This window comes from Mesorhizobium sp. M0317, assembly GCF_040321555.1.
GTDB lineage: Bacteria > Pseudomonadota > Alphaproteobacteria > Rhizobiales > Rhizobiaceae > Mesorhizobium.
The window spans coordinates 50447-73078 of the sequence record NZ_JAMYRV010000020.1; the positions used below are offsets into that span (position 1 = coordinate 50447).

A 22632-nucleotide genomic window follows, 5' to 3' on the forward strand; every position below is an offset into this window, starting at 1 on the left:
ATTGCGAACAGCGAGGTACTTCCCGAATTGCTCAAATGCAGCGGCCGCCGTCGACCTCCAGCGCCACACCGGTGATGAAGGCGGCTTCGTCCGACGCAAGCCAAAGCGCAGCGTTGGCGATATCGAGCGGCGTCGACAGACGGCCGAGCGGTATCGAGGCACGGAATTTCTCGCGGATCTCGGGCGTGTCAGTGCCCATGAATTTCTCCAGCATGCCGGTCTCGCCGGCGACCGGGCAAAGGCAGTTCACGCGGATGTTCTTGGGCGCGAGTTCGACCGCCATCGACTTGGTCGCGGTGATCGCCCAGCCCTTCGAGGCATTGTACCAGGTGAGCCCCGGACGCGGCCGCAAACCGGCGGTCGAAGCCGTGGTCAGGATGACGCCGCCGCCCTGCCGCTCCATGATCGGCACCACGGCAAGTGCGGCGTGATAGATCGCCTTCATGTTGACTGAAGTGATCAGGTCGAAGGTCGCCTCGTCGACCTCGAGCATGTCGCCATTGCGATGGGTGTAGCCGGCATTGTTGACCATGATATCGATGCGGCCGAAGGCGCTTTCTGCGGCATGGACCATCTCGTCGAATTCGGAACGCTGCGAAACGTCGGTCTGGGTCCAGATCGCGGCCTGGCCGATCTCTGCTGCAACGCGCTTCGCGCCCTTGGCGTTGAGGTCGGCGACGACGACCTTGGCGCCCTCTTCGGCAAAGCGCCTGGCCATGCCTTCGCCGAAACCTGACGCAGCACCCGTGATGACGGCAACCTTGTTTTCCAGACGCATGCTTTTTCCGCTCATTGAAGACCCACCTCGCAAGCGCATTTTCCTTTTTGTTTGATGCGTGTCTGTCTCCCAGAACCGCTTCGCACTTCTGGGCGACACGCATTAGCTTTCGTCACATTCCCGCTTTATGTTGCAGGCGCGAAAGCCCCGGGACCATCGCTTGACGAAAGGCCTCCGGGTGCAAGCCAGTGTCAAGGCACATTTGGACCGAATCAATATGCAGTGATTTGTCCTTATGTGACACCATGGCACTGGATAATTTAAATCGATTAGATTATATCCAGCCGCGTCACAGCGAGCGGCGTCAAAGCGGACAGACCATGACCAGCCAGATCATTCCCGTCGAGCCTTTCGACTTCATCATTTTCGGTGGCACCGGCGACCTGTCGGAACGCAAGCTGCTGCCCTCGCTCTACCACCGCCAGCGCGACCACCAGTTTTCCGAGCCGACCCGCATCATCGGCACCTCGCGCTCCAAGATGAGCGACGAGGAATTCCAGGCTTTCGCCAAGCAGGCGATTTCCCAGCATGTTAAGCCGGCCGACATCGACGCCGAGGAACTCAAGACATTTCTTGCCCGGCTGTCCTACGTATCGGCCGACGCGACGACGGGTGCCGGCTTCGACAAGCTGAAAAAGGCGATCGGCGAAAGCGACCGCATTCGCGCTTTCTATCTGGCGGTTGCGCCGGCGCTGTTCGGCGACATCTCGCACCAGCTGAAAGCCCACAATCTCATCACGCCGAATTCGCGCATCGTGCTGGAGAAGCCGATCGGCCGCGACCTCGATTCGGCGCGCAAGCTCAACGACGTGGTTGGAGACGACTTCCACGAAAGCCAGATCTTCCGCATCGACCACTATCTCGGAAAGGAGACGGTGCAGAATCTGATGGCGCTGCGCTTTGCCAACGCGCTCTATGAGCCGCTTTGGAATTCTGCCCATATCGACCATGTGCAGATCACGGTGGCCGAGACCGTCGGTCTTGAAGACCGCGTCACCTACTACGACAAGGCCGGCGCGCTGCGCGACATGGTGCAGAACCACATGCTGCAGCTGCTCTGCCTGGTTGCCATGGAGGCGCCATCGTCGATGGATGCCGATGCCGTGCGCGACGAGAAGCTGAAGGTGCTGCGGGCGCTGAAGCGCATCAACGGCAATGAGGCACCCAAGCACACCGTGCGCGGGCAGTACCGCGCCGGCGCCTCTGCAGGCGGCGCGGTGAAAGGCTATGTCGAGGAACTCGGCAAAGACAGCTCCACCGAGACCTTCGTCGCCATCAAGGCCGAGATCGGCAATTGGCGCTGGGCCGGCGTGCCGTTCTATCTCCGGACCGGCAAAAGGCTGGCGACCCGCGTTTCGGAAATCGTCATCGAGTTCAAGCCGATCCCGCATTCGATCTTCGGCGACAGCGCCGGGCCGATCTCAGCCAACCAACTGGTGATCCGGCTGCAGCCCGACGAAGGCGTCAAGCAGTTCATCATGATCAAGGATCCAGGCCCGGGCGGCATGCGGCTGCGCCAGATCCCGCTCGACATGAGCTTTGCAACATCTTTCGACGGTCGCGCGCCGGACGCCTATGAACGGCTGATCATGGATGTTATCCGCGGCAACCAGACGCTGTTCATGCGCCGCGACGAAGTCGAGGCGGCATGGAAGTGGATCGACCCGATCCAGAACGCCTGGGAAAGCGCCAGGCAGGAGGCGCAAGGCTATACGGCCGGCACATGGGGTCCCTCGGCCTCGATTGCGCTGATCGAACGCGACGGGCGGACATGGCACGAAAGCAATTGAGCGAGCCCGTCTATAACTGGAACGGCTTTGCCGGGCGCCAGGATCTGGCGGCAGCCCTTGCCGGCAATGTCGCGGCGCGCCTGACCAAGGCCATCGACGAGCGCGGCACGGCCCTGCTTGCCGTTTCCGGCGGCACCACGCCGGCAAAGTTCTTTGCAGCACTTTCGGCCATTCCGATCGCCTGGAACAAGGTGACGGTGACGCTGGTCGACGAACGGTTCGTGCCGGCCTCCTCGCCGCGCTCGAATGCGGGGCTGGTGGCGGCCAACCTGCTGCAGAACAAGGCGGCTGCCGCGCACTTCGTGCCGCTCTACCATGAGGCGGCAAGCATCGAGACCGCCGCGGCGGCCGACGATGCGGCGCTGAAGGCTCTGCCCTGGCCCCTCGATGTCGTCGTGCTCGGCATGGGCGGCGACGGCCACACCGCCTCGTTCTTTCCCGACGCCGAGAATCTCGGCGATTTGCTCGACCCAGCCTCATCAAGGATCGTGCTGCCGGTTCACGCGGCAAGCGCCGGCGAACCCCGGTTGACGCTGCCGCTGGCGCGGATCGTCGACGCCGGCTTCATCGCGCTGCATATAGAAGGCGAGGACAAGCGCACCGCCTTCGACGATGCGATGGGACCGGGCGCGAAAAAGCCCATCCGCAAAGTGCTCGAAGCGGCACCCACCCCGGTAGAGGTGTTCTGGGCACCCTGATTTCACGCAAAGTAGTCCCGGCAGACGGTGGAGGACGTTCTTCCGGGGCTCGAAAGGACCGACCATGACAGCCAGACGCGACATCGAAGCCATCACGGAACGCATCCGCCAACGCTCGAAAGCCGGCCGCGAGCGCTATCTCGGCCGCATCGCCGAGGCCTCCAGCCGCACCGCCAACCGCGGCGTCCTGTCTTGCGGCAACCTCGCGCATGGCTTTGCCGTCTGCAGCCCGTCTGAAAAGCTGGCGCTCGGCGCCGACAAGGTGCCGAACCTCGGCGTCATCACCTCCTACAATGACATGCTGTCGGCGCATCAGCCCTTCGAAACCTTCCCGGCGCTAATCAAGGAAGCCGCGAAGGAAGTTGGCGGCATCGCGCAAGTGGCCGGCGGCGTGCCCGCCATGTGCGACGGCGTGACCCAGGGACAGCCCGGCATGGAGCTGTCGCTGTTTTCGCGCGACGTCATCGCCATGTCGGCGGCGATCGGCCTGTCGCACAACATGTTCGACGCCGCCGTCTATCTCGGCGTCTGCGACAAGATCGTGCCGGGGCTGGTGATCGCGGCTCTCACGTTCGGCCATCTGCCGGCGGTGTTCGTGCCGGCCGGGCCGATGACGACGGGCCTGCCCAACGACGAGAAGGCCAAGGTTCGCCAGCTCTATGCCGAGGGCAAGGCCGGACGCGCAGAACTGCTCGAAGCGGAGTCCAAATCCTATCACGGGCCGGGCACCTGCACGTTCTATGGCACCGCCAATTCCAACCAGATGCTGATGGAGATCATGGGCCTGCATACGCCCGGCGCGTCCTTCGTCAATCCAGGCACGCCGCTGCGCGACGCGCTGACGCGCGAGGCGACCAGGCGAGCCCTGGCGATCACCGCGCTCGGCAACGCCTACACGCCGGTCGGCCGCATGATCGACGAGCGCTCTTTCGTCAATGGCGTCGTCGGCCTGCACGCCACCGGCGGCTCTACCAACCACACCATCCATCTCATCGCCATGGCCGCGGCGGCCGGCATCACGCTTACCTGGCAGGACATTTCCGACCTGTCGGAAGCGGTGCCGCTTCTCGCGCGCGTCTATCCGAACGGGCTTGCCGACGTGAACCATTTCCATGCCGCCGGCGGGCTCGGCTTCCTGATCCGCGAATTGCTCGACGAAGGCATCCTGCATGAGGATGTGCAGACGGTATGGGGCGAAGGCCTGAGGCCCTATGCGGTCGAGGCCCGGCTCGGCGAAGATGGCGGCGTCGTGCGTGAAGCCTCGCCGCTGCAGAGCGGCGACGAGAAGGTGCTGGCGCCGTTCAAGAAGGCCTTCCAGCCGACCGGCGGCCTGAAAGTGCTCGCCGGCAATCTCGGCCACGCCGTCATCAAGACGTCCGCCGTGAAGCCGGAACGCCGCGTCATCGAGGCGCCGGCCAAGGTGTTCGACAGCCAGCAGGGACTGAACGAAGCCTTCAAGGCCGGCACGCTGACCGGCGACTTCATCGCCGTCATCCGCTTCCAGGGCCCAAAGGCAAACGGCATGCCGGAACTGCACAAGCTGACCACCGTGCTCGGCATCCTGCAGGATCGTGGCCAGCGCGTCGCGCTGGTCACGGACGGGCGCATGTCTGGCGCTTCCGGCAAGGTGCCGGCGGCGATCCATGTAACGCCGGAAGCGGTCGAGGAAGGGCCGATCGCCAGGATCCATGACGGCGACATCATCCGGCTCGACGCCGATGCCGGCACGCTGGAAGTGCTGGTGCCGGGGCCCGAGCTCGCGCTGCGCCGCACGGCCGACATTGATCTCATCGGCAACGAGTTCGGTTTCGGCCGCGAGCTGTTCGCCGGTTTCCGCCAGCTGGTCGGCCGCGCCGACCACGGCGCCAGTGCTTTCGGCACGGCCTGAGGCATCATTGCCTATTTTGTAAAAAGGGCGGCTCGAGCTCGGTTTGAGGCCGCCCTTTGGTGAGGGATGGATGGCGATTACGGCTGAACCGTAATCTCGCTCCGTTCGCCGGCCTTGACCGTCACCGGCATTTCCTTGTCATGGCCTTGATCGGGCATGTGGCGGAGGACGACATAGTCGCCGGCCGGGATAGTCTGCTGCCAGGTGTCGCCATAGTTCAGGCCGAGCGCCTTGCGGTTGCCCTGGATATCCTTCTTCGACGACAGCACCTCGATCGAATAGGCGCCCGGCGCCGACATCACCAGCACGCCGGCATCGAGCGTCACCTTGACGTCCTTGACGTCGCCAACCTTGACGCTGAAAGGCTGCTCGACGGTTGCGAGCTCAAGCGAGGTGACCGCGACATAATCGTCCGGCGGCAGCCAGAATTTGCTGTCGGGCCCATAGGAGTGGGCGACATCGTCACGCGAGCCGTCGATCTTTTTCTTGGCCTTGACGATCTGGACGCTGATGCCCGAGGAGTCGGCCTTGTCGCCACCTGCAGTGTAGTAGGCGTTGACGGCGGCATGGCCGACGCCGACGACTATGTCTTTTTCCACAGTCTGCCCGGCGGCGAGCTGGATGTTCTCGGTCACCGAGCCGCTGCCGATCGCAACCGTCACCTTCTGCTCACCAGCCGGCACGATGATCCTGGTGTCGCCATAGTGGGTGGTGCTGCCGCCCGGGAAGGCGAAGTCGACATGGGCTTCGTCACTGATCTCGGCGCCCTGGCTTGGCTTCGGATGGATGAGCATGGTGCCGGCGTTCAAGGTGAAGAGCGGCTTGTAGACCTGGCCCGCCTCGATCTTGACCTTCTGTTCCGCCCGAGCTTCGTCGGCGCGCGCGACGACGACATAGTCGCCCGGCTCGAGATTGGCCTCGTAGTTGTTGTACTGGGTGGTGACGGCCTCGCCGTGCGTGCCATCGGCCTTGGCCTTGTAGACCTCCCAGGCATTGCCGTCGGTGATCGGATCGCCGCCTTCGGCCATGACCACGCTCGGGATGAAATTGAATTCGGGCTTTGCCGGTTCAGGGGCTGGAGCTGGGGCTGGCGCCGGTGCGGGTTCAGGTGCCGGAGCCGGCGCGGCGACGGTTTCGACCAGTGCTTCCTGCAGCGCCTTCTCGTCCGAGGCCTGGATATATTTGCCGCCGGTGTTGTCGGCAAGGCAGGCGATCTGCTTGCCCTCGTCAGCGGTCAGGCCGAAGCCGACGACGTCGACTGTGAAATCGACGCCTGAGGCCTCCAGTTCCTTGCCCAGCGCGCACGGGTCACCTTCGCAGGTTTCAAGCCCATCGGTGATGAGGACCACGGTCGCCTTGTCCTCGGTGTATTTCAGAGCTTCGGCCGCCTGCTTGACGGCTGCGGTCAGCGGCGTCTTGCCGAGGAATTTCAGGCTGTCGGCAGCGGCCGAAATGGCGCTAGCCGAGCCGGCTTGCGGCGGCACGATCAGTTCGATGTCGTCGCAGCTGCCCTTTTCGCGGTGGCCATAGGCCATGAAGCCGATCTCGTCGTCGCCCGGGACCGACTGCAGCACGGTCCTCAGCGATTCGCGCGCGATCTCGAGCTTCGGCTTGCCGTCGATCTGGGCCCACATCGAGCCTGAAGCGTCAAGAATGATGATAACCTTGTTGGCGGCGAAGCCGAGCGAAGTCATCGACAAAAGGAGCAGCGACGCAGCGACGCTCCGCAAAAGTCCCGCCATGGAAATCTCCTTGAGGCCGCCCTCTTATATGCGGCGGCAAGCTATTTGACGCCGCGTCCGGGCACAAGCCCCGGAGCGGGTCACGAACGGTTGCCGTGTAACAGGATCGGCGCCGGCCGAGGCCTGTTCCGAGGCCGGCTAAGCACCGCGTCAGTACGTGGTGCGGCGCTCTTCGGAAGGGGGCCGGCCGAATTGCAGCCGATAGCTCTGCGCGAAATAGGAGTGCGAGGTAAAGCCGGTGGCAATGGCCACGTCGAGGATCGGCATGTTGGTCTGGCGCAGCAGTTCGCGCGCCCGCTCAAGCCTGAGCCGCATGTAGTAACGACCGGGCGTGACGCTCAAATGGCGCAGGAACAAGCGCTCGACCTGGCGCACCGACAGGCCCGCCGATTTAGCAAGCTGCACGGCTGATAGCGGCTCGTCGAGATGGTCGGCCATCAGTTCGACGATGCGCCTTAGCTTCTCCGACTTGCCGGTCAGGTCGCGCTCCGGCCCGACGCGCTGGCGGTCGCCGGCAGAGCGGATGCGCTCATGCTGGAACTGGTTGGCAACGCCGTTGGCGAGGTTCGAGCCGAAGTCGCCACGCACGATCTCCAGCATTAGGTCGATCGAGGTGGTGCCGCCGGCGCAGGTGTAGCGCTTGCGGTCGATCTCGAAGACGTTGCCGGTGCAATTGATGTCGGGAAAGCGCTCGACGAAGCCGGCGCGGTTTTCCCAATGGATGGTGCAGCGATAGCCTTCGAGCTGACCGGCTTCGGCCAGGAGGTAAGAGCCCACCGACAGCGCGCCGAGCGCATTGCCGCGCCGGCCCCAGCTGCGCAGCGCCGCCAGCACCTTGCTCTTGCCGGGGAACTCGACCGACAGGCCCACCGACACGAACAGGATATCGACGGGCGGCAAATCGGCGACGGCATAGTCGATCTTGAGCGGCAGGCCGTTGGAGGCCATGACGGGATCGCCGTCGGCCGAGACCGTCGTCCAGCCATAGAAATCGCGGCCGAGCAGGCGGTTGGCCGAGCGGAAGGTATCGATCGCCGCTGCCAGCGAAAACATCGAAAACTTGTCGACCAGCAGGAACGCGAATTGCCGGCCCCCTTGAACGGGATCATCCACGACCGGCCGTTCAGAGGGTATAGTAAGGTTCGGCAAAGAAGCTGCTTTCTGGGTCAGAAGGAAGGCCGCTTCAAGCCGGCCGCAAGGTAGGCAGAGGCTAACGTATTGGCCATCAGCATGGCAATGGTCATCGGTCCGACACCGCCGGGCACGGGGGTGATGGCGCCGGCGGCCTTGGCCGCTTCGGCATAGGCTACATCGCCGACGAGGCGGGTTTTGCCTTCGCCCTTCTCGGGTGCGGCAATGCGGTTGATCCCGACATCGATCACGGTGGCGCCGAGCTTGACCCAGTCGCCCTTGATCATTTCGGGCCGGCCGACGGCGGCAACCAGAATGTCGGCTGTGCGGGCCAGTGCCGGCAGATCCTTGGTGCGGCTGTGGGCGATGGTGACGGTGCAGTTGGCGGCAAGCAACAGATTTGCCATCGGCTTGCCGACGATGTTGGAGCGGCCGACGACGACCGCGTTGAGGCCGGAAAGATCCTTGCCGCGCACGCGTTCGATCAGAAGCATGGAGCCGGCCGGCGTGCAGGGCACGAAGGCTGTTTCGAGTTCGCCGGTGCCGAGCTTGCCGACATTGATGAAATGAAAGCCGTCGACATCCTTTTGCGGTGCGATGGCCTGGATGATCTTGCCGGCATCGATATGGGCGGGAAGCGGCAGCTGCACCAGAATGCCGTTGATGGCCGGATCGGCGTTGAGTTCGCCGATGATCTTCAGCAGTGCCGCTTCGGACGTGTCGGCCGGCAGCGTGTGCTGCAGCGAATGAAAGCCGCATTCCTTGGCGGTGCGCGACTTCGACGCGACATAGACCTGGCTTGCCGGATCCTCGCCGACGATGACCACCGCTAAGCCGGGCTGGGCCTTTCCCTTGGCGACCAGGTCCTCGGTCAAGGCCTTGACCTTCTGAACCACGTCTGCGGCGACGATCTTTCCGTCAATCACTTCGGCCATGAACCGTCCTCGACATCATTCCAGCCAAGGCGCGGCGCGCGCCTTGAACGTTGCTTCGTGCATGTCGTTGTTCCAAACGTTCCGCCCATTCGGGTAAAGCCCGACGGCAGCGCTTTTTGGGCGCCATGCTGCGCGGCATTGTCACGAAATTTGGCCTAAGCAATCCCGTCAAAGCGCCGTCACATGCCGTAAACTCGAAACCGGCAGCTTTTATTCTGTGCTGACGGGCTCAGAGCGACTCATCCTTTCACGGAAAGGCTGAACCGCTCTATTTCTTGTTTTGACGCAATTCCCAAGGGAAAGCGCGCTACGCGCTTTTCCCGGGAAAACCGTTTCACACTTTTCCTGGAATTGCTCAGAAATAGCGGCGGTGCGAACGGCTTTCGGTGAGTTCGCGCACCGCTTCGCGAAATTCGCGCAGGCTGGCGCGGATATCGTCGATTTGCGCCTGCTGGTCTTCCGGCGCCGCCCCAGCGGGCTGCGGAGAAGACCACGGCCCGGACGCCGCGGGCATCGGCTGAGCCTGCGAATAGGCATAGTCAGCCGGCTGACGAGGCTGCGCGTAGCCAGGCTGCTGCGCAGGGGAATTGGCGTGCGGAACCTCGTTCCGGAAGTCCGGCTGGCGATAGCCCACAGGCTCCTGCACCGGCCTTGTATATTCGGCGGCTGGTTGGGCGCGGTAGGTCTCGACGGGTTCGCCTGACGTCCCGCTACCCGGCGCGGCTTTGCGCATCGCCGAGAACAGTCCGTCGAACAGACCTGGGCTCCGGGCGGGAGCGGCCGCGGTCGGCAACACCGGAGGTGCTGCCGGTGGCGGCGCCACAGGCAGCGGCGCGCGATAGACCTTGTCCTCGACCGGAGGGCGGCGCTCGTCCATTCTGCCGCGCGAACGCGAATTGGCAGCGCCGCGCAGGCTGGCAAAGGCGCCGCGCATGGCGCCGACACCGGTGCCCGAAGCAAGCCCGAGCAGCAGGCCGGCCATCGCTATTACAGCCCGCGACGGTCCGTTGGGGTCGAGCGGCGGTTGCGCGGGGGTCATCAGATTAATGTTGGTGGTGTTGATGTTTTGCTGTTCGCCGGTCTCCTTGGCGCGCAGAAGGTACTGTTCGTAGACGGAGCGTTTGGCCGTGGCATCACGCTCCAGTTCGCGCAGGCTGACCAGATCGCTGTTGACGTCGCCGCTCTGGACCTTTGCCTGAGCCAGGCGGGAAGCGAGATCCTGCTCAAGCTGGACCGAGCGCTTCAAGTCGACCTGCAGCGACGAGGCTATGCGGCGCAGTTCGCCTGCGATGCGCTCGCGCGAGCCGTCGAGCTGGGCACTGAGCGCCTGGTATTCGGGATGACGCGGTCCCAGACGCACGGCGGCGCGGTCGGCCTCCTGCTTCAAAACTGCATATTGCGCGCGCAGTTCGCTCATCGTGTTGGAATTGATTTCTTCCGGCAAGGTGCCGTTGATGACCGAATTGACGTCCAGCGAACGCGCCGACGCGGCCCGGGCATTGAGTTCCAGCGTACGGGCCCGGGTGACTGAGAGCTGCTCGTTGAGCTTCAGCATCTGGTCGTCGCTGATCAGATGGCCCTGCGCGTCGACGAGATCATGCGTGGCCCTGAAATCCTCGACCTTGCGCTCCGCTGTCTCGACATTCTTGCGCAGGTCATCGAGCTTGGCCGTCAGCTGGTCCGTCGCGCGCCCGGCCATCCCGAACTGGTATTGGGCCGCCTCCTGCTGGAAAACGTCCCTGGTCCTATTGGCTATCTCCGCCGATTTGTCGGCGCTTTGAGTGGTGGCGCTGATGGAAACGACAAAGCTCTTGCCGCTGCGCTCAACCGACAGGCTCTTGGCCAGATTGCCGACCGCCAGCGCCTGGCGGCGCACTTCACCGCCGCCGCCAAGGCCATCCTGGCGCGACAGTATCGAGCGAATGAGCGACAGGACGCCAAGGCCGCCAGAGCCCTGTCCGTTGAATTCCGGATCGTCGACGAGATTGAGATCGGCCACGACCTTGTCGAGGACCCTGCCGGATGTCACCATCTTGATGCGGGTTTCGACAACAGCCAGCGCCGCATCGGGCTGCCCGACCGGTTGGGTGAGATCGTTGTCGGAAAGCTTCAGGTCGCCTGGCTCGATGACCATCTGTGTGGTGGCTTCGTATTTCTTCGGTGTCGAAACGGCGACGGCGACGCCGAGCACTGTGCCCAATATCGTCATCGAGACGATCAGCAACTTGGAACGAGTAATGCCGCGGACGACCTGGAGCGGATCGATCAGCGGCTTCCATTCCTGCCCGTCATCGTCGTCGCGGTCCGGTTGCTGCTCGTGGAAAGAGCGGGGCTCATAGGCCGCGCGGGAGCTAGGCTCCTGACGCCGGCCGGAAACAGGCTCCTCACGCGCGCTGGCGGCCGAAACGGGTTCGCCGTCGGCCTGGAACTGCGGCGGCTCGGGCGGTGACGTTGGCGCCGGATTCGACCGCGCCTCGCGTTGCGAGCGGGCTATGCGGTGACGCGTGGCGGCATCCTCGGGCCATGACGGATCGGCCCGGTCACCGATGGAGACCGCCGACGCATCCGCCGCCTCATCGCCGCGCACGGCTTTGCCGAGCGCCAGGAGGGAGCGCTCGCGCCTCCAGTCTTCACGGTTTTCCCTGTCGACCATTGTCTCGAAACTTTACCTTCGACGGCGCGGGAGCGGCGGTCGGCCAATCGTTAAGTCACGCTAAACAGGCATGGGAAACAAAAGGTTAATTTCCGAAGTCTGCAAGTGAAAGTTTCTCGCTTCGCCACGCATTGCCGGGATCTGTAAAATGGCGTCAGAACCGCACGTTAAGCTTTGCGGCTTACGGCTTTCCTCGATATGACGCAGGCCAGCGACATACCGCAAAGGCGGACACTCGCCCGCATCGGCACCTTCCTTGCCGAAAGACGGGGGCTGGTTCGCGACTATCTTTCAGCCATCAGCGGCGCCGGCGGGCGGCTGGTGTTCTCGCTTGCCTATTTCATCGCACTTGCCAACACGCTGTCGATTGCCGAGTTCGGCATGTTCGCCACCGCCTCGGCGGCCGGCGTCATGCTGTCGCGCATCCTCGCTTTCGGCTTCATCTCGGCGCTTTACCGCACAGCCACCATCCGCCCCAATCTGATCGGCACCTTCACCGCCGGCTTCCTTTTGCTTGGCGCCGTGTCCTTACCACTGCTGGCGGCGGCCTCCTGGGGCGTCTACCTGATCTTCTTCGCCAGCACCGTGCCTCTGGCCGTCTTTGCCGCAATCGTCTTTGCCGAAGCGCTTTTGTGGCGGCCGGTCGAGGTGGTGCTGATCGTCAACAACGGGCTCGGCAAATTCGGCCGCGCCGCGGTGCTGTCGATCGTGACCACGGCGTTCCGTGCGCTGGGCGCCGTGCTGTTCATGCTATCGGGCCAGCACAGCGTCTGGATCTGGTCGTTGTTCTACATCGGCGCCAACGCCGCCTCGCTGCTGCTGGCCTTCGGCTTCTATTATCCACGCCAGCGGCTGAGGCTGCGCACCGAGCTCTATCTCAGGCGGCTTGCCGATTCGATCTATGTTGCCGGCGCCGAAGTGCTGTTCTACCTGCAGTCGGAATTCGACAAGCTGCTCGTGCTGGCGATCGGCGGGCCGCATCTGGCCGGTATCTATGCCATCATCATGCGGCTGGTCGACCTGACGGCAATACCGATCCGCACCTTCTCGATGATGTTGGTGCAGAAGATGATGCGGGCGCCGGAGCTGTTGTCGCGACTGCGGGTCAAGAGCGGTATCGAAGCCGGCGTGTTCCTGGTGTCGACATTGGCGCTGGCCGCACTCGGCATCGTGCTGCATTTCTTCCCAAATGCACTTGGCCGGAATGTTGCCGAGGCGTCGCCCTTGGTGGCATTGGCAATCGGCGTGCCGGGACTGCGCAACCTGGTCGAATACCAGGCCGAGCTGCTGTTCGCGCGCGGCCAGACCGCGCTCAGGGCGCTCAACCTCGGCCTGCTGGCGGGGCTGAAGGCGGTGCTGTTGACCTATGTGCTGACCACGATTGCCGACACGCCCAGGCTTGTCGTATCGCTCAATGTCGTCTTCCTGCTGCTCTATCTCGCCTCGGCGCTGCTGACCTATTCGGCGCTGCGCAAGCCCGCCAAGGCAGTCTAAGCCAAACCGATCAAGCGGCGGATGCGGCCGATATCGGTGCCGATGAAAGATTGCATGCCGATCGCCACCTGCCCCGGTGCCATGGCAGCGACGAAGCTGCGGAATTCGTCATCCGACAGCGCCTCGCCGGTCCAGTGCACGCGGCAGAATTCCTCCGAGCCGTGGAAATGGCCAGCGCCCTTCAGCACATCGTCGACATAGCGGCCATAGATCATGCATTCGGAGAACCGGCGCACTGAAGCGATGACCTCGACCCAGCCGCGCGCGTGCACCTTCTCGATTTCGGCGCACATCGCTGTCACGGTCTGACGGCGCCAGGCGATCAGCGTCGAAATATAGTCGTGGTTCGAAACCTCGGATGCATCGATACCAATCGCCGAGGCCGCATTGCGCGACCAGATGCGATGCTCGTCGTGACCGTCGCTCGACAGCACGCCGTCGCGCCGGAACAGCCGCACCTTGCCGTCGCGCCAGAAGGCGCTCAGATCGAATGGCTTGAGGAAGGCGACGTCGGAATCACAGAAGATCAGCACGTCTTCTCCAGCATGCGCAGCGATGGCGATGCGGCGCAGCTGCTGCACATGCCAGCCGCGCAGCGGCTGGGCCTTGAAACCGAGCCAGATGCGACGGCGAAAGAGGCTCATCGGATCGTCGAACACACGCAGCCAGCGCGGCAGCAGGTCGCGCTCGTCGACAACGCTGCGGCGGTCGTTTTCCAACTGGCGAAACAGCGCCACGTCGCGGTGCTCGACCAGAATGTAATGATGCGCCACGCCGGAGACATGGCGGTCGAGGGTCTCGCACAACAGGCGGCAGCGTTCGAAATCCGGCGCATAGCTGGCGGTCACCACCGCCGCCGTCGGCGTTTGCGGCAGGGCACCGGTCTCGGCTGCAGGGCTCGGCACAAAGGGGCTGTTCACCGCAACTCTCCGGCGGGCTCGGGCCGATGTGAGAATTTCTGCCTGACGACACGCAGCAGGAACACCGGATTGCCAACGACGTAGCGGCGCCACAGCCGGCCGGGCTCAATGCACAGACGGAACAACCATTCGAGCCTCAGCTGGCGCATCCACAGAGGCGCCCGCGGCACCGTGCCGGAGAGAAAATCGAGCAGCGCGCCGACGGCGATCGGCAGCGTGCAGTGGCGGGCATCGATATGACGGGCGATCCACAATTCCTGGCGCGGCACGCCCATGGCCACAAGCAGCACGTCGGGCCGCAATGCCTCGATGCGATCGACGATCGCCTGCTCTTCGGCGGGAGAGAAATAGCCGTCATGGATGACGACGAATTCGTGCTGCACCGCCAGCGCGGCCAGCCTGACCGACGCCGCCTCGGCGTTGGCGCGGGTGGCCCCAAGCAACCCGACGGTCAGCGGCCTCGCCGATGCCTGCAGAAAGGCCGGAATGAGATCAGTGCCGTTGAGATTGTCCGGGAACGGCGCACCGTAGAGCAGCTTTGCCGCCAGATCGACGCCAACGCCGTCAGGCAGGATGAGGAAATCGTCGAGCGCCTCGGCAAAGACCGGATCGGTAGAGGCGATGTTGGCGTTGTGAGCGTTGAGAAAACTGACCTTGGTGAAGCGCCGCTCGGCAATCAGACGAGTGAGCAGCGCGATCGCGTCATCCCAGCCGATGGCAAGGACCGAAATGCCAAGGATCGTCTTCAGCGTATCGAGCCCGAAGGCGGCGCGGGCGGTGTGCATGTTCATGCAAACACCTCCTCCCCCACCGGCCCGAGCTTTTCCAGGCCGAGCCTGATGGCGGCATCCAGTGCCTTGATCTGCCGGCGATGGAAGGCGCTGCCATCGACATCCCTGACATCGGCCGCCGCTGCCTCCAGCGCGCCGGCGAAGGCGGCCGGATCGTCGGTGACGAAACAATTTGCCGGGCGATGATCGATGCCGCGCAGCGAACGGCTGGTGGCGACCGACGGCAGGCCGAGTTCGAAGGTTTCGATGGTCTTGAGCTGAACGCCGCTGCCCGCGGTGCTGATCAGTGGAATGACGGCGGCGCCGCGCACGAAATCCTGGGCGTCGGGCACGCGGCCGACAAATTCGACACCGGGATGGGCAGAGGTGATATCCGACGGCATGTTGCCGGCGACCCTGACGCGAAAACTCCGGCGAAGATGCGGCACGACCTTTTCCAGGAACCAGTCGAGGCCGATGCGGTTCGGCTGCCAAGTCCAAGTGCCGATCAGCGCCGCGTCGCAATCGATACGGCGCGGCTTGACCGGCTTTGGCGCAGTGGCAGTGGTCACCAGCGGCAGCACCGCCGAGCGGTCGTCGCTGGCAACGCCGAGTGCGGCGCGGTCTTCCTCGGCCAGCGTGAAGACGAAGCGAGCCCGGCGGCAGAGCCGCTCCTCCATGGTCTTGAGCAGCCTGGCCTCGCGGGTAAACAGCAGGCGCTGGAAGCGACTGTTTGCTGCCGCCGCATTCTCTTTGGCCGAACCATGTTCGACATTGTGGGCGACGAAAATCGACGGACGGTCGGCGAACAGTTTTTCGAAGGCGCCGGCAAACTGCACGGAATTCAGGACATAACCGTCGAAGGGACCGGCGCGCTCGATCGCGGCACTGACTTCGCTGTCGGAAACCGCGCGCAGCTTCACGGAAGCGAAGGTGAGCCCTGACAGCACCGCCTTGCCAAGCCAGGCGAGCTTCTGCCGCGCCGAGGCGCTTTCCGTGCGCACGTCGACGGCGCCGAGCACGATGGTGTTTTCGGGGTCGCTGGGCGCCTTGCCCGGCCAGATGAAGCCGATGACGGTGAGGCGCACGCCGGCGCGCCGCAAGGCGGCGATGATCGCAGCGTTGGCGATCTCATAGCCCGAAGCGAGAGCGCCGTCGGGCACGATCGATGTGGCGAACAGCAGATGCATCTCACCTATCCAAGCGTCAGCCACTAGCAAAGCTGGGTGAACCCTTGATTAAATCATGCGACGCAACGGCTGAAAGGCGCGGACCGGCAGGCGCCGCTGCGAAAGGTGATTAACGAAACGTTATCGTCGCGGTGTTATCAAAAAGTCAGATTCAAAACATGCGGCTGGAGCGGATGATCCCTTTGCCATCGGACGGTTCGGTATCGATTGCGGGACGCTCTGCGGGGCTCGCCGCAGAGACGATCGAAGCCGTCGTCACGCTGCCGACCTTCAAGCGGCCGCAACTGCTGCTGGAAACGCTGGCGTCGCTGAAGGCACAGCAAACCAGCCGGCGCTTCGCCGTCATCGTCATCGAAAACGAGGCCAAGGCGCGTGAGGGCGCCAACGCGGCCGTGCCGCTGTTCGAACGCGACGATATGAAGGGCATGGTCATCATCGCGCATGAGCGGGGCAATTGCAGTGCCTACAATGCCGGCTGGCAGACGGCGATCCTGCATTTTCCGGATTTCCGCCATTTGCTGGTCATCGACGATGACGAGATCGCCGACGCGGACTGGCTGGAGCGCATGTGCAAGACGGCGGAGACGCTTGGCGCCGACATTGTCGGTGGCCCGCAAGTGCCAGTGTTTACCGATCCTGCTCACGCCAAATGGGCCGAGCACCCCGTGTTTGCGCCGCCCTATCGCCAGACTGGGCGCGTGGCCGCACTCTATTCCTCTGGCAACCTTCTGGTCGGGCGCAATGTGCTCACCATCATGGGGCCACCCTTCCTCGACCTGCGGTTCAACTTCATGGGCGGCGGCGATTCCGACTTCCTCAGCCGCTCGGCGCAGAAAGGTTTCGTGCTTGGCTGGTGCGCCGAGGCAAAGGTGCGCGAAGGCGTTCCGGCCCGGCGCGTCGAGGCTGACTGGATCCGCGCCCGATCCTTACGCAACGGTGTAATCTCGACGCTGGTCGAAAAGAAGAAGCGCGCCGGCACGCCATTCGCCGGCGCCAAGGTGTTTGCAAAAAGCCTGGCGCTGCTGATAGCCTCGCCCGTGCGCGGCGCAATCAAATTGGCGCGGACAGGATCGCTGTCGACGGCGCTTTACCCCGTCTATGTCTCGCTCGGCCGCGTGCTTGCCGAATTCGGATACGCCAATGAGCAATACAGGCAGCCTGAGAAGAACTGACGAGCTGCTGCTGGGCGGCATCGTCACCCGCGACGGCGTGGCGACGGCGATTGCCGCGCTGTTGTTTGCCGTCGTCATCGTGTCGTTCCGGCCGTTTCAGCCGGCAGGCGCGGAACTGACCGGCGACGGCGGCGACATCGTCAACCAGCTCGGCTTCAGTTCGCTCGGCGCCATTTCGATCTTCTCACTGCTGACGTTCGCCGACCCCAAGGTGGTGCGCTCGCTGCTCAGCCCGTCCTGGATTCTGATGCTCGGCTTTTTCATGCTTTCGGTCATCAACGCGACCGACCCGTCCTCGGCCATGCGCGCGGCCTTCTTCACGCTGCTTGGCGTTCTGACGATAGCGACGGTCCTGGTGCTGCCGCGCGATGCCGACAGTTTTTCGAAAGTCATCATATTCTGCGCGATCGTCGTTATTGGCCTGTCCTATATCGGCCTCATCGTCTTTCCGCATGAGGCCCTGCATACGGCCGATTCGCAGGAGCCCGAACATGCCGGCCTGTGGCGTGGTGTGTTCGCCCACAAGAACATTGCCGGACCAATCATGGCCTGCTTCAGCTTCGCCGGCCTCTATCTCTTCCGGCGCGGCCAGAAATTCTGGGGCGTGGCGATCTTCGGCGCGGCGATGATCTTCATGCTGCACACCGGATCCAAGACGACGGCCGGCCTGGTGCCGTTCTCGATCCTGATCGTCGTGCTGCCGGGCCTGATCGGCATGCGGTTCGGCACGCCGATCCTGTTTGCACTGGCGATCATTGCGACGGCCATCGGTACCTTAGGCATCGTCTTCATCCCGCCGGTGAAAGAGCTGGCGGCCACCTATTTCCCCGACCTCACCTATACCGGGCGCACGACGCTGTGGGAGTTCTCCGGCGAGATGCTGGCGAAGAAGCCTTGGACCGGCTACGGCTATGAAAGCTTCTGGGGCACGCCGCTGCTGCTGAGCCAGGACCAGCCTTTCGACCGGGCCTGGGACATCCGGACCATCGTGCATGGCCATGACGGCTATCTCGACATTGCGGTGCTGATGGGCATCCCGGCGCTGTGCGTTGCCGTCTACACTTTCGTGATCGCGCCGCTGCGCGACTACATGCGCATCCCGCCGCGCAAGGAGAACATCTATCTCGGTGATTTCTTCATGATGGTGGTGCTGTTCACGGCGCTGAACGCGTTCCTGGAAAGCTTCTTCTTCCATCGCGGCGACCCGGTGTGGCTGTTCTTCGTGCTCGGCGTGCTTGGCTTGCGGCAAGTGTCGCTGCGGCCGATCGCGGTACGCCGGCGACCTTGACCGGCTGGCCTGATCCAGCACCCCTTGAGGGGCTTTCCCGTCTGCCCGCTAGCGTCTAAGGAGAACCCTTGTCTCGGAGGGCTCTCAATGACGATCAGGCTTGTTCTCGCCGGTTGCGGCAATATGGGTTACGCCATGCTTGCGGGCTGGCTGAAATCCGGCAAGCTTGCCCCGCAAGCCGTGTTCGTGGTCGAGCCCAATGCCGAATTGCGCAAGCGCGCCGAGCACCTCGGTTGCAGTGTCGCCGCGGGCGCGAACGGGATCCCCGCCGACGCAGAGCCCGACCTCGTCGTCATCGCCGTCAAGCCGCAGGTGATCCGCGACGTCACCGCCGCCTACAAGCGCTTCGGCGACGGCAGGACCACCTTCGTCAGCATCGCCGCGGGCACGCCGGTCGCCACCTTCGAGCACATCCTCGGCCATCTCGCGCCTGTTATCCGCTGCATGCCCAACACGCCGGCCGCGATCGGCAAGGGCATGATGGTGGTCTATTCCAACCCGCTGGTGACCGACGACATCAGGCGTTTCGTTGCCGAGCTGCTGTCGGCGAGCGGTGTGGTGACGACGATCGACGACGAAGGCCTGATGGACGCGGTGACGGCGGTTTCGGGGTCCGGTCCGGCCTACATCTTCCATTTCATCGAGGCGCTTACGGTTGCAGCCGAGAAGGCCGGGCTGCCGACCGAGACCGCCAGGCTGCTTGCCATGCAGACCGTCTATGGCGCTGCTGCACTCGCTGCCGAAAGCGGCGAGGAGCCCGGCGTCCTGCGCCAGCAGGTGACCAGCCCCAACGGAACCACGGCAGCCGCCCTTGCCGTGCTGATGGGCGAAGACCGGCTGACGAAGCTGCTGACCGAGGCGGTGGAAGCCGCGCGGCTGCGGTCGGTGGAATTGGGGAAGTAGCCCAGACGCTCGCGGGGCCGTATCAGCCCCACTTCATCTCACCCTTGGCGACCTTTGCGCCCAGTTCCAGGGACGAGACGTCCAGAAGATCGGGATAGCGCCGCTTCATCGCTGCAATCAGCTCGACGCTGGATTTCGATTTCCCGGCTTCCTCGTTGAAGGCTTCGAGGTAGGCGCGGGTGAATTCCACGGCCGCCAGACCGTCCGGTGCACCGGCTACCTGATGGGACGGCACCACGATGTTGGGTTTGCGGGACGCGATTTCGTTGAGCGCAGCAATCCATTTTTTACGGTCGTCTACGGTTGGCTCGTCGGCAACCCAGACATGCACGCCCGACGAGATCAGCACGCCGCCGAACACCGCTTCAAGGCTGGGCACCCAGAGATACCGCCGGTCTTTCAGATCGGCGACGGTGACGATCTCGATCTTGTTTCCTTCGATTTCAAGTGAGGTGATATCGGATGCCTCGGGAATGACGACATCCGCCAGGACCTTCGGTCCATTGTCCTTGAGCTGCGGGCCCCAGACATCCAGCTTGGCTTGCACATTGGCTTTGATGGCCGCCACCGTCGCAGCGGCCGCGATGATCTTGGCGCCGGGGAAAGCATCCGCGACGGGACGCAAGCCAAAATAATAGTCAGGGTCGCTGCAACTGACATAGATCGTCGTCAGGGTCTTGCCCGTCGCCTTGATCGCATCCGCGACCGCACGGCCATCGGACAGGGTAAATCCGCCGTCGAGGAGGATGGCTTCTTTTTCCCCGGTCAGCAGCACCGGCGTGCGGCGGAAACCATTCTCGTCAGCCTGAAAATAGGTCCATTCCAGCTTGGCGGCGGCCCTGGCTGCAAAAGCCAGAGGCTGAAGCATGGCAACCATGCCCGTTGCCAGAAGGGTTTTCATCGTCTCGCGTCTTGTCCAAATGGTTTGCAAGATTTCAATCCTCAATGGGGGTTCAGCTGATCGAGATTGGCATCTCGGCATCGTTTGAAAAACCCGGATCAAAAAGACAGACTGTATGAATCGATCATACAATGGCAGCCGATGGTCTGCGTCGTCAGCACGAGCGCAATGATCATGCGCGAGCAGGTCAACAGCCCCATGGCGCGAGCGCGGCAGCATTTGGCCTGCTGGGCGGGACCGGCTGACGAAGCTGCTGGCCGAATCGTAGAACTGGGGAGTAGGATCAGGCCAGATCGGTGTGGGAAAAGTCTTTCCCTTTGTAGAGTAAGGGCATCCCACAGCTTTTTGCCGAGGCATATGACAGGCAGTCAGCGAGATTGAGCTGAGCCGGGTGGCCGCGACCTTTGCCATAGGTCGAAAAAGCCTGGATCGCGAGCTTGGCATCACCGATTTCGATCGGAACCACCTCGATCTCGGCCTCACGCAGGAAGTCCTCTATCGCCTTTTCGGCGAAGAGCGGCTCCACCACCAACTTCGATGAAAGCCGCATCGCCGCTTCGAGCACGACCAGCGGGGATGTGATCCGTACCGAGGCCTGCCCGATCCGGCGGCTCCAATCGGCGGCGTCTTCCTCTCCGGCGAGGACAGCGATCACCACCGAGGTGTCGATGAACATCAGGAATGTCCCCACATCTCGTCGATCTCATCCTTAGTCAAATCCCTGCCGCCGCTTCCCGCCTTGGCCTTCAGATCGTTCGATATGGCGGCCAGCCGCTCAGCCAACGGAACTCGTTCACGTTCGCGCTGAAGCTCGGATTCGAGCGCTTCGATCACCGCTTCGGTCAAGGAAATCTTTCGCTTTTCGGCAAGCTGCCGGGCGAGGTCACGGGCGCGCGGGTCTCTGATCTGGAGATTCATTCTGGAAGCCTCCGTTCGCTGTCACTACAATATAGTGATCTTGTCATGACAAAGCCAGAGAGCTGGCCTGTTCATGCCATCTCAGCCCCGTAGAGCATATCATCCTGCAGCTTCCGCAAAGCGAACAGCCTCGTCGTGCGGTCGGGCGTAGCATTGTCGGCGGTGAGCAGTTCGCCCTTCCTCACCGGTTTCAGCACCTTGCCGCCTTCGAGCAGGCCGACCGGCACTGCGCGATTGGCGCGCGCCTCTTCGACGGTCATGGTCCATGAGCGGTAGCAAGTCTCGCCGATGGCATCGAAGGTCTCGCCCATGGCGAGATCGCGCTTGGCCACCGCGCAGACCTCGGCGACCGGCCTCGGCAGCGGCACCATGTCTGGCCGGCCATAGAGCATGATGCGCGCCGCGGTCAGCGGCACTTCCAGCGAGGTCAGGTGATACGGCCGGAAGAAGCTGTAGTAGGGGCCGTGGCCTATGTGCAGGTCGTCCATGCGCTCGACGATGCGCGGATGCGTCGCCTCGACGATGACGAACACGCCGGGCGCCACGCCCTTGCCGATGGTGTAGTCGACAACGCCCTTCTTCAACAGGATGCCGCCATCCGCCTTCGGGATGAGCACATTGGCCAGCTGATCGCGGTCGGCCTTTGGGCCGTGCATGCCGGGAACGTCTGGGACCAGCCCGGTGGCGTTGGCGATGGCGCACATCTCGACCATGGTTTTGGAACCGTCGACGAATTCTACCAGCATGCGCGGGTTCATGTTGCGGCGGATCGCTTCCTCGCGATAGTCGTCCGGAACGGCATCGTGGTTGAGCGGGTTGTTCTTGCCCTTGCCAGCCGAGACGATGGTGTAGCCGAGCGCTGTGGCAAACTCGATCAGCTCCATGCAGCTCGACGGCTCGTCGCCGGCGCCGACCGAATAGACGACGCCGAGCCGGTCTGCCTGCTGCTTGAGGTAGCAGCCGATCGTGACGTCGGCCTCGACATTCATCATCACCAGGTGCTTGCCGTGCTCCATCGCCTTCAAGTCGAAATCGGCGGCGACACCAGGTTTGCCGGTGGCGTCGATCACGACGTCGACCAGCGGATTGGTGACCAGCATCTCGTTCGAGGTGATGGCGATTTTCCCAGCCTCGATCGCCGCGGTTACTTTCGAACCCATGTCGGCCTCGACCGCCATCGCCTCGTCGCCATAGGCGATGCGGATGGCGTCACGCGCCGTGTGCGGACGCCGCGTCGAGATGGCGCAGATCTCGATACCGGGCATCAGCATGCCTTGCGTGACCAGGTCGGTGCCCATTTCGCCGGAGCCGATGACGCCGATGCGCACCGGGCGGCCCTCGGCGGCGCGCCTGGCGAGATCGCGGGCCAGTCCGGTCAGGGCGACATTGGTCATGCAAGCGTGTCCACGGCTTCTTGATTGCAGGCGGGAATAGCAGGGAACGGCCCCGCTTTGCCAACGA

Annotated in this window: 19 protein-coding genes; 7 read left to right on the forward strand and 12 right to left on the reverse strand. The window is 63.5% G+C overall.

Features of this window, described 5'->3' with window-relative positions:
* Window positions 1-31: 31 nt before the first annotated feature.
* Complete coding sequence (locus tag NKI88_RS15965; RefSeq protein WP_031205266.1) at window positions 32-778, reverse strand: SDR family oxidoreductase; 747 nt, start codon at window positions 776-778, stop codon at window positions 32-34.
* 320 nt (window positions 779-1098) lie between these two features.
* Here NKI88_RS15965 and zwf point away from each other — a divergent pair, with 320 nt between their 5' ends.
* From zwf to edd, 3 genes are all read left to right on the forward strand, one after another.
* Window positions 1099-2568 (forward strand): glucose-6-phosphate dehydrogenase, encoded by a 1470-nt coding sequence (gene zwf, locus NKI88_RS15970; protein WP_023669307.1) that lies wholly within the window; start codon window positions 1099-1101, stop codon window positions 2566-2568.
* Window positions 2550-3266 (forward strand): 6-phosphogluconolactonase, encoded by a 717-nt coding sequence (pgl, locus tag NKI88_RS15975; RefSeq protein WP_023701816.1) that lies wholly within the window; start codon window positions 2550-2552, stop codon window positions 3264-3266. Before zwf ends, pgl begins: the two co-directional genes overlap by 19 nt.
* A 64-nt stretch (window positions 3267-3330) precedes the next feature.
* Window positions 3331-5154 (forward strand): phosphogluconate dehydratase, encoded by a 1824-nt coding sequence (edd, locus tag NKI88_RS15980; RefSeq protein ID WP_023747208.1) that lies wholly within the window; start codon window positions 3331-3333, stop codon window positions 5152-5154.
* 77 nt (window positions 5155-5231) lie between these two features.
* Here the strand turns inward: edd and NKI88_RS15985 are convergent, their stop codons facing one another.
* From NKI88_RS15985 to NKI88_RS16000, 4 genes are all read right to left on the reverse strand, one after another.
* Complete coding sequence (locus NKI88_RS15985) at window positions 5232-6896, reverse strand: vWA domain-containing protein (protein WP_352656059.1); 1665 nt, start codon at window positions 6894-6896, stop codon at window positions 5232-5234.
* Window positions 6897-7046: 150 nt separating this feature from the next.
* The gene (locus NKI88_RS15990; protein WP_032888631.1) at window positions 7047-8045 is read right to left on the reverse strand and encodes a GlxA family transcriptional regulator; all 999 of its coding nucleotides are present in this window, start codon (window positions 8043-8045) and stop codon (window positions 7047-7049) included.
* A gap of 17 nt (window positions 8046-8062) precedes the next feature.
* Window positions 8063-8962: a bifunctional methylenetetrahydrofolate dehydrogenase/methenyltetrahydrofolate cyclohydrolase FolD gene (gene folD, locus NKI88_RS15995; protein ID WP_352656061.1), complete on the reverse strand. Its 900-nt coding sequence runs from the start codon at window positions 8960-8962 to the stop codon at window positions 8063-8065.
* Between the two features lie 355 nt (window positions 8963-9317).
* Entirely contained in the window at window positions 9318-11615 is a 2298-nt protein-coding gene (locus NKI88_RS16000; protein WP_352656063.1) for a GumC family protein, read from the reverse strand.
* A gap of 198 nt (window positions 11616-11813) precedes the next feature.
* Between NKI88_RS16000 and NKI88_RS16005 the strand changes: the two genes are divergently transcribed.
* On the forward strand, window positions 11814-13109 hold the full coding sequence (locus NKI88_RS16005; protein WP_023701820.1) for a lipopolysaccharide biosynthesis protein: 1296 nt from the start codon (window positions 11814-11816) through the stop codon (window positions 13107-13109).
* On the opposite strand, the gene NKI88_RS16010 is transcribed toward NKI88_RS16005, so the two are convergent.
* Genes NKI88_RS16010 through NKI88_RS16020 form a run of 3 tightly spaced genes read right to left on the reverse strand, consistent with a single transcriptional unit; the run spans window position 13106 to window position 15989 of the window.
* A complete protein-coding gene (locus NKI88_RS16010) occupies window positions 13106-14029 on the reverse strand; it encodes a DUF6492 family protein (RefSeq protein WP_023701821.1) in 924 nt (307 codons plus the stop codon). The genes NKI88_RS16005 and NKI88_RS16010 overlap by 4 nt on opposite strands.
* Complete coding sequence (locus tag NKI88_RS16015; protein WP_023692393.1) at window positions 14026-14820, reverse strand: WecB/TagA/CpsF family glycosyltransferase; 795 nt, start codon at window positions 14818-14820, stop codon at window positions 14026-14028. The genes NKI88_RS16010 and NKI88_RS16015 overlap by 4 nt, the downstream gene beginning before the upstream one ends.
* On the reverse strand, window positions 14817-15989 hold the full coding sequence (locus tag NKI88_RS16020) for a glycosyltransferase family 4 protein (protein WP_023701822.1): 1173 nt from the start codon (window positions 15987-15989) through the stop codon (window positions 14817-14819). Before NKI88_RS16020 ends, NKI88_RS16015 begins: the two co-directional genes overlap by 4 nt.
* A gap of 173 nt (window positions 15990-16162) precedes the next feature.
* Between NKI88_RS16020 and NKI88_RS16025 the strand changes: the two genes are divergently transcribed.
* From NKI88_RS16025 to proC, 3 genes are all read left to right on the forward strand, one after another.
* Complete coding sequence (locus NKI88_RS16025; protein ID WP_352656066.1) at window positions 16163-17161, forward strand: glycosyltransferase family 2 protein; 999 nt, start codon at window positions 16163-16165, stop codon at window positions 17159-17161.
* Window positions 17130-18449, forward strand: a complete 1320-nt coding sequence (locus tag NKI88_RS16030) for an O-antigen ligase family protein (RefSeq protein WP_023689342.1) — start codon at window positions 17130-17132, stop codon at window positions 18447-18449. The genes NKI88_RS16025 and NKI88_RS16030 overlap by 32 nt, the downstream gene beginning before the upstream one ends.
* Window positions 18450-18536: 87 nt before the next feature.
* The gene (proC, locus tag NKI88_RS16035) at window positions 18537-19352 is read left to right on the forward strand and encodes a pyrroline-5-carboxylate reductase (protein WP_023701824.1); all 816 of its coding nucleotides are present in this window, start codon (window positions 18537-18539) and stop codon (window positions 19350-19352) included.
* Window positions 19353-19374: 22 nt separating this feature from the next.
* On the opposite strand, the gene NKI88_RS16040 is transcribed toward proC, so the two are convergent.
* The 4 genes from NKI88_RS16040 to NKI88_RS16055 all read right to left on the reverse strand — a co-directional run bounded on the left by NKI88_RS16040 (window position 19375) and on the right by NKI88_RS16055 (window position 22565).
* Entirely contained in the window at window positions 19375-20274 is a 900-nt protein-coding gene (locus NKI88_RS16040) for an MBL fold metallo-hydrolase (RefSeq protein ID WP_023701825.1), read from the reverse strand.
* 262 nt (window positions 20275-20536) lie between these two features.
* Window positions 20537-20929 (reverse strand): type II toxin-antitoxin system VapC family toxin, encoded by a 393-nt coding sequence (locus tag NKI88_RS16045; RefSeq protein ID WP_023689346.1) that lies wholly within the window; start codon window positions 20927-20929, stop codon window positions 20537-20539.
* Window positions 20929-21171, reverse strand: coding sequence for a type II toxin-antitoxin system VapB family antitoxin (locus tag NKI88_RS16050; protein ID WP_023689347.1), 243 nt, complete (start codon window positions 21169-21171; stop codon window positions 20929-20931). Before NKI88_RS16050 ends, NKI88_RS16045 begins: the two co-directional genes overlap by 1 nt.
* Window positions 21172-21242: 71 nt before the next feature.
* On the reverse strand, window positions 21243-22565 hold the full coding sequence (locus NKI88_RS16055) for an NAD(P)H-dependent oxidoreductase (RefSeq protein WP_352656069.1): 1323 nt from the start codon (window positions 22563-22565) through the stop codon (window positions 21243-21245).
* Window positions 22566-22632 lie beyond the last annotated feature (67 nt).

Coding starts and splice junctions, on each gene's coding strand:
- NKI88_RS15965 (WP_031205266.1), bottom strand. CDS start 778: ATGCGTCTGGAAAACAAGGTTGCCGTCATCACGGGTGCTGCGTCAGGT.
- zwf (WP_023669307.1), top strand. CDS start 1,099: ATGACCAGCCAGATCATTCCCGTCGAGCCTTTCGACTTCATCATTTTC.
- pgl (WP_023701816.1), top strand. CDS start 2,550: ATGGCACGAAAGCAATTGAGCGAGCCCGTCTATAACTGGAACGGCTTT.
- edd (WP_023747208.1), top strand. CDS start 3,331: ATGACAGCCAGACGCGACATCGAAGCCATCACGGAACGCATCCGCCAA.
- NKI88_RS15985 (WP_352656059.1), bottom strand. CDS start 6,896: ATGGCGGGACTTTTGCGGAGCGTCGCTGCGTCGCTGCTCCTTTTGTCG.
- folD (WP_352656061.1), bottom strand. CDS start 8,962: ATGGCCGAAGTGATTGACGGAAAGATCGTCGCCGCAGACGTGGTTCAG.
- NKI88_RS16000 (WP_352656063.1), bottom strand. CDS start 11,615: ATGGTCGACAGGGAAAACCGTGAAGACTGGAGGCGCGAGCGCTCCCTC.
- NKI88_RS16005 (WP_023701820.1), top strand. CDS start 11,814: ATGACGCAGGCCAGCGACATACCGCAAAGGCGGACACTCGCCCGCATC.
- NKI88_RS16015 (WP_023692393.1), bottom strand. CDS start 14,820: ATGAACATGCACACCGCCCGCGCCGCCTTCGGGCTCGATACGCTGAAG.
- NKI88_RS16020 (WP_023701822.1), bottom strand. CDS start 15,989: ATGCATCTGCTGTTCGCCACATCGATCGTGCCCGACGGCGCTCTCGCT.
- NKI88_RS16025 (WP_352656066.1), top strand. CDS start 16,163: ATGATCCCTTTGCCATCGGACGGTTCGGTATCGATTGCGGGACGCTCT.
- NKI88_RS16030 (WP_023689342.1), top strand. CDS start 17,130: ATGAGCAATACAGGCAGCCTGAGAAGAACTGACGAGCTGCTGCTGGGC.
- proC (WP_023701824.1), top strand. CDS start 18,537: ATGACGATCAGGCTTGTTCTCGCCGGTTGCGGCAATATGGGTTACGCC.
- NKI88_RS16045 (WP_023689346.1), bottom strand. CDS start 20,929: ATGTTCATCGACACCTCGGTGGTGATCGCTGTCCTCGCCGGAGAGGAA.
- NKI88_RS16050 (WP_023689347.1), bottom strand. CDS start 21,171: ATGAATCTCCAGATCAGAGACCCGCGCGCCCGTGACCTCGCCCGGCAG.
- NKI88_RS16055 (WP_352656069.1), bottom strand. CDS start 22,565: ATGACCAATGTCGCCCTGACCGGACTGGCCCGCGATCTCGCCAGGCGC.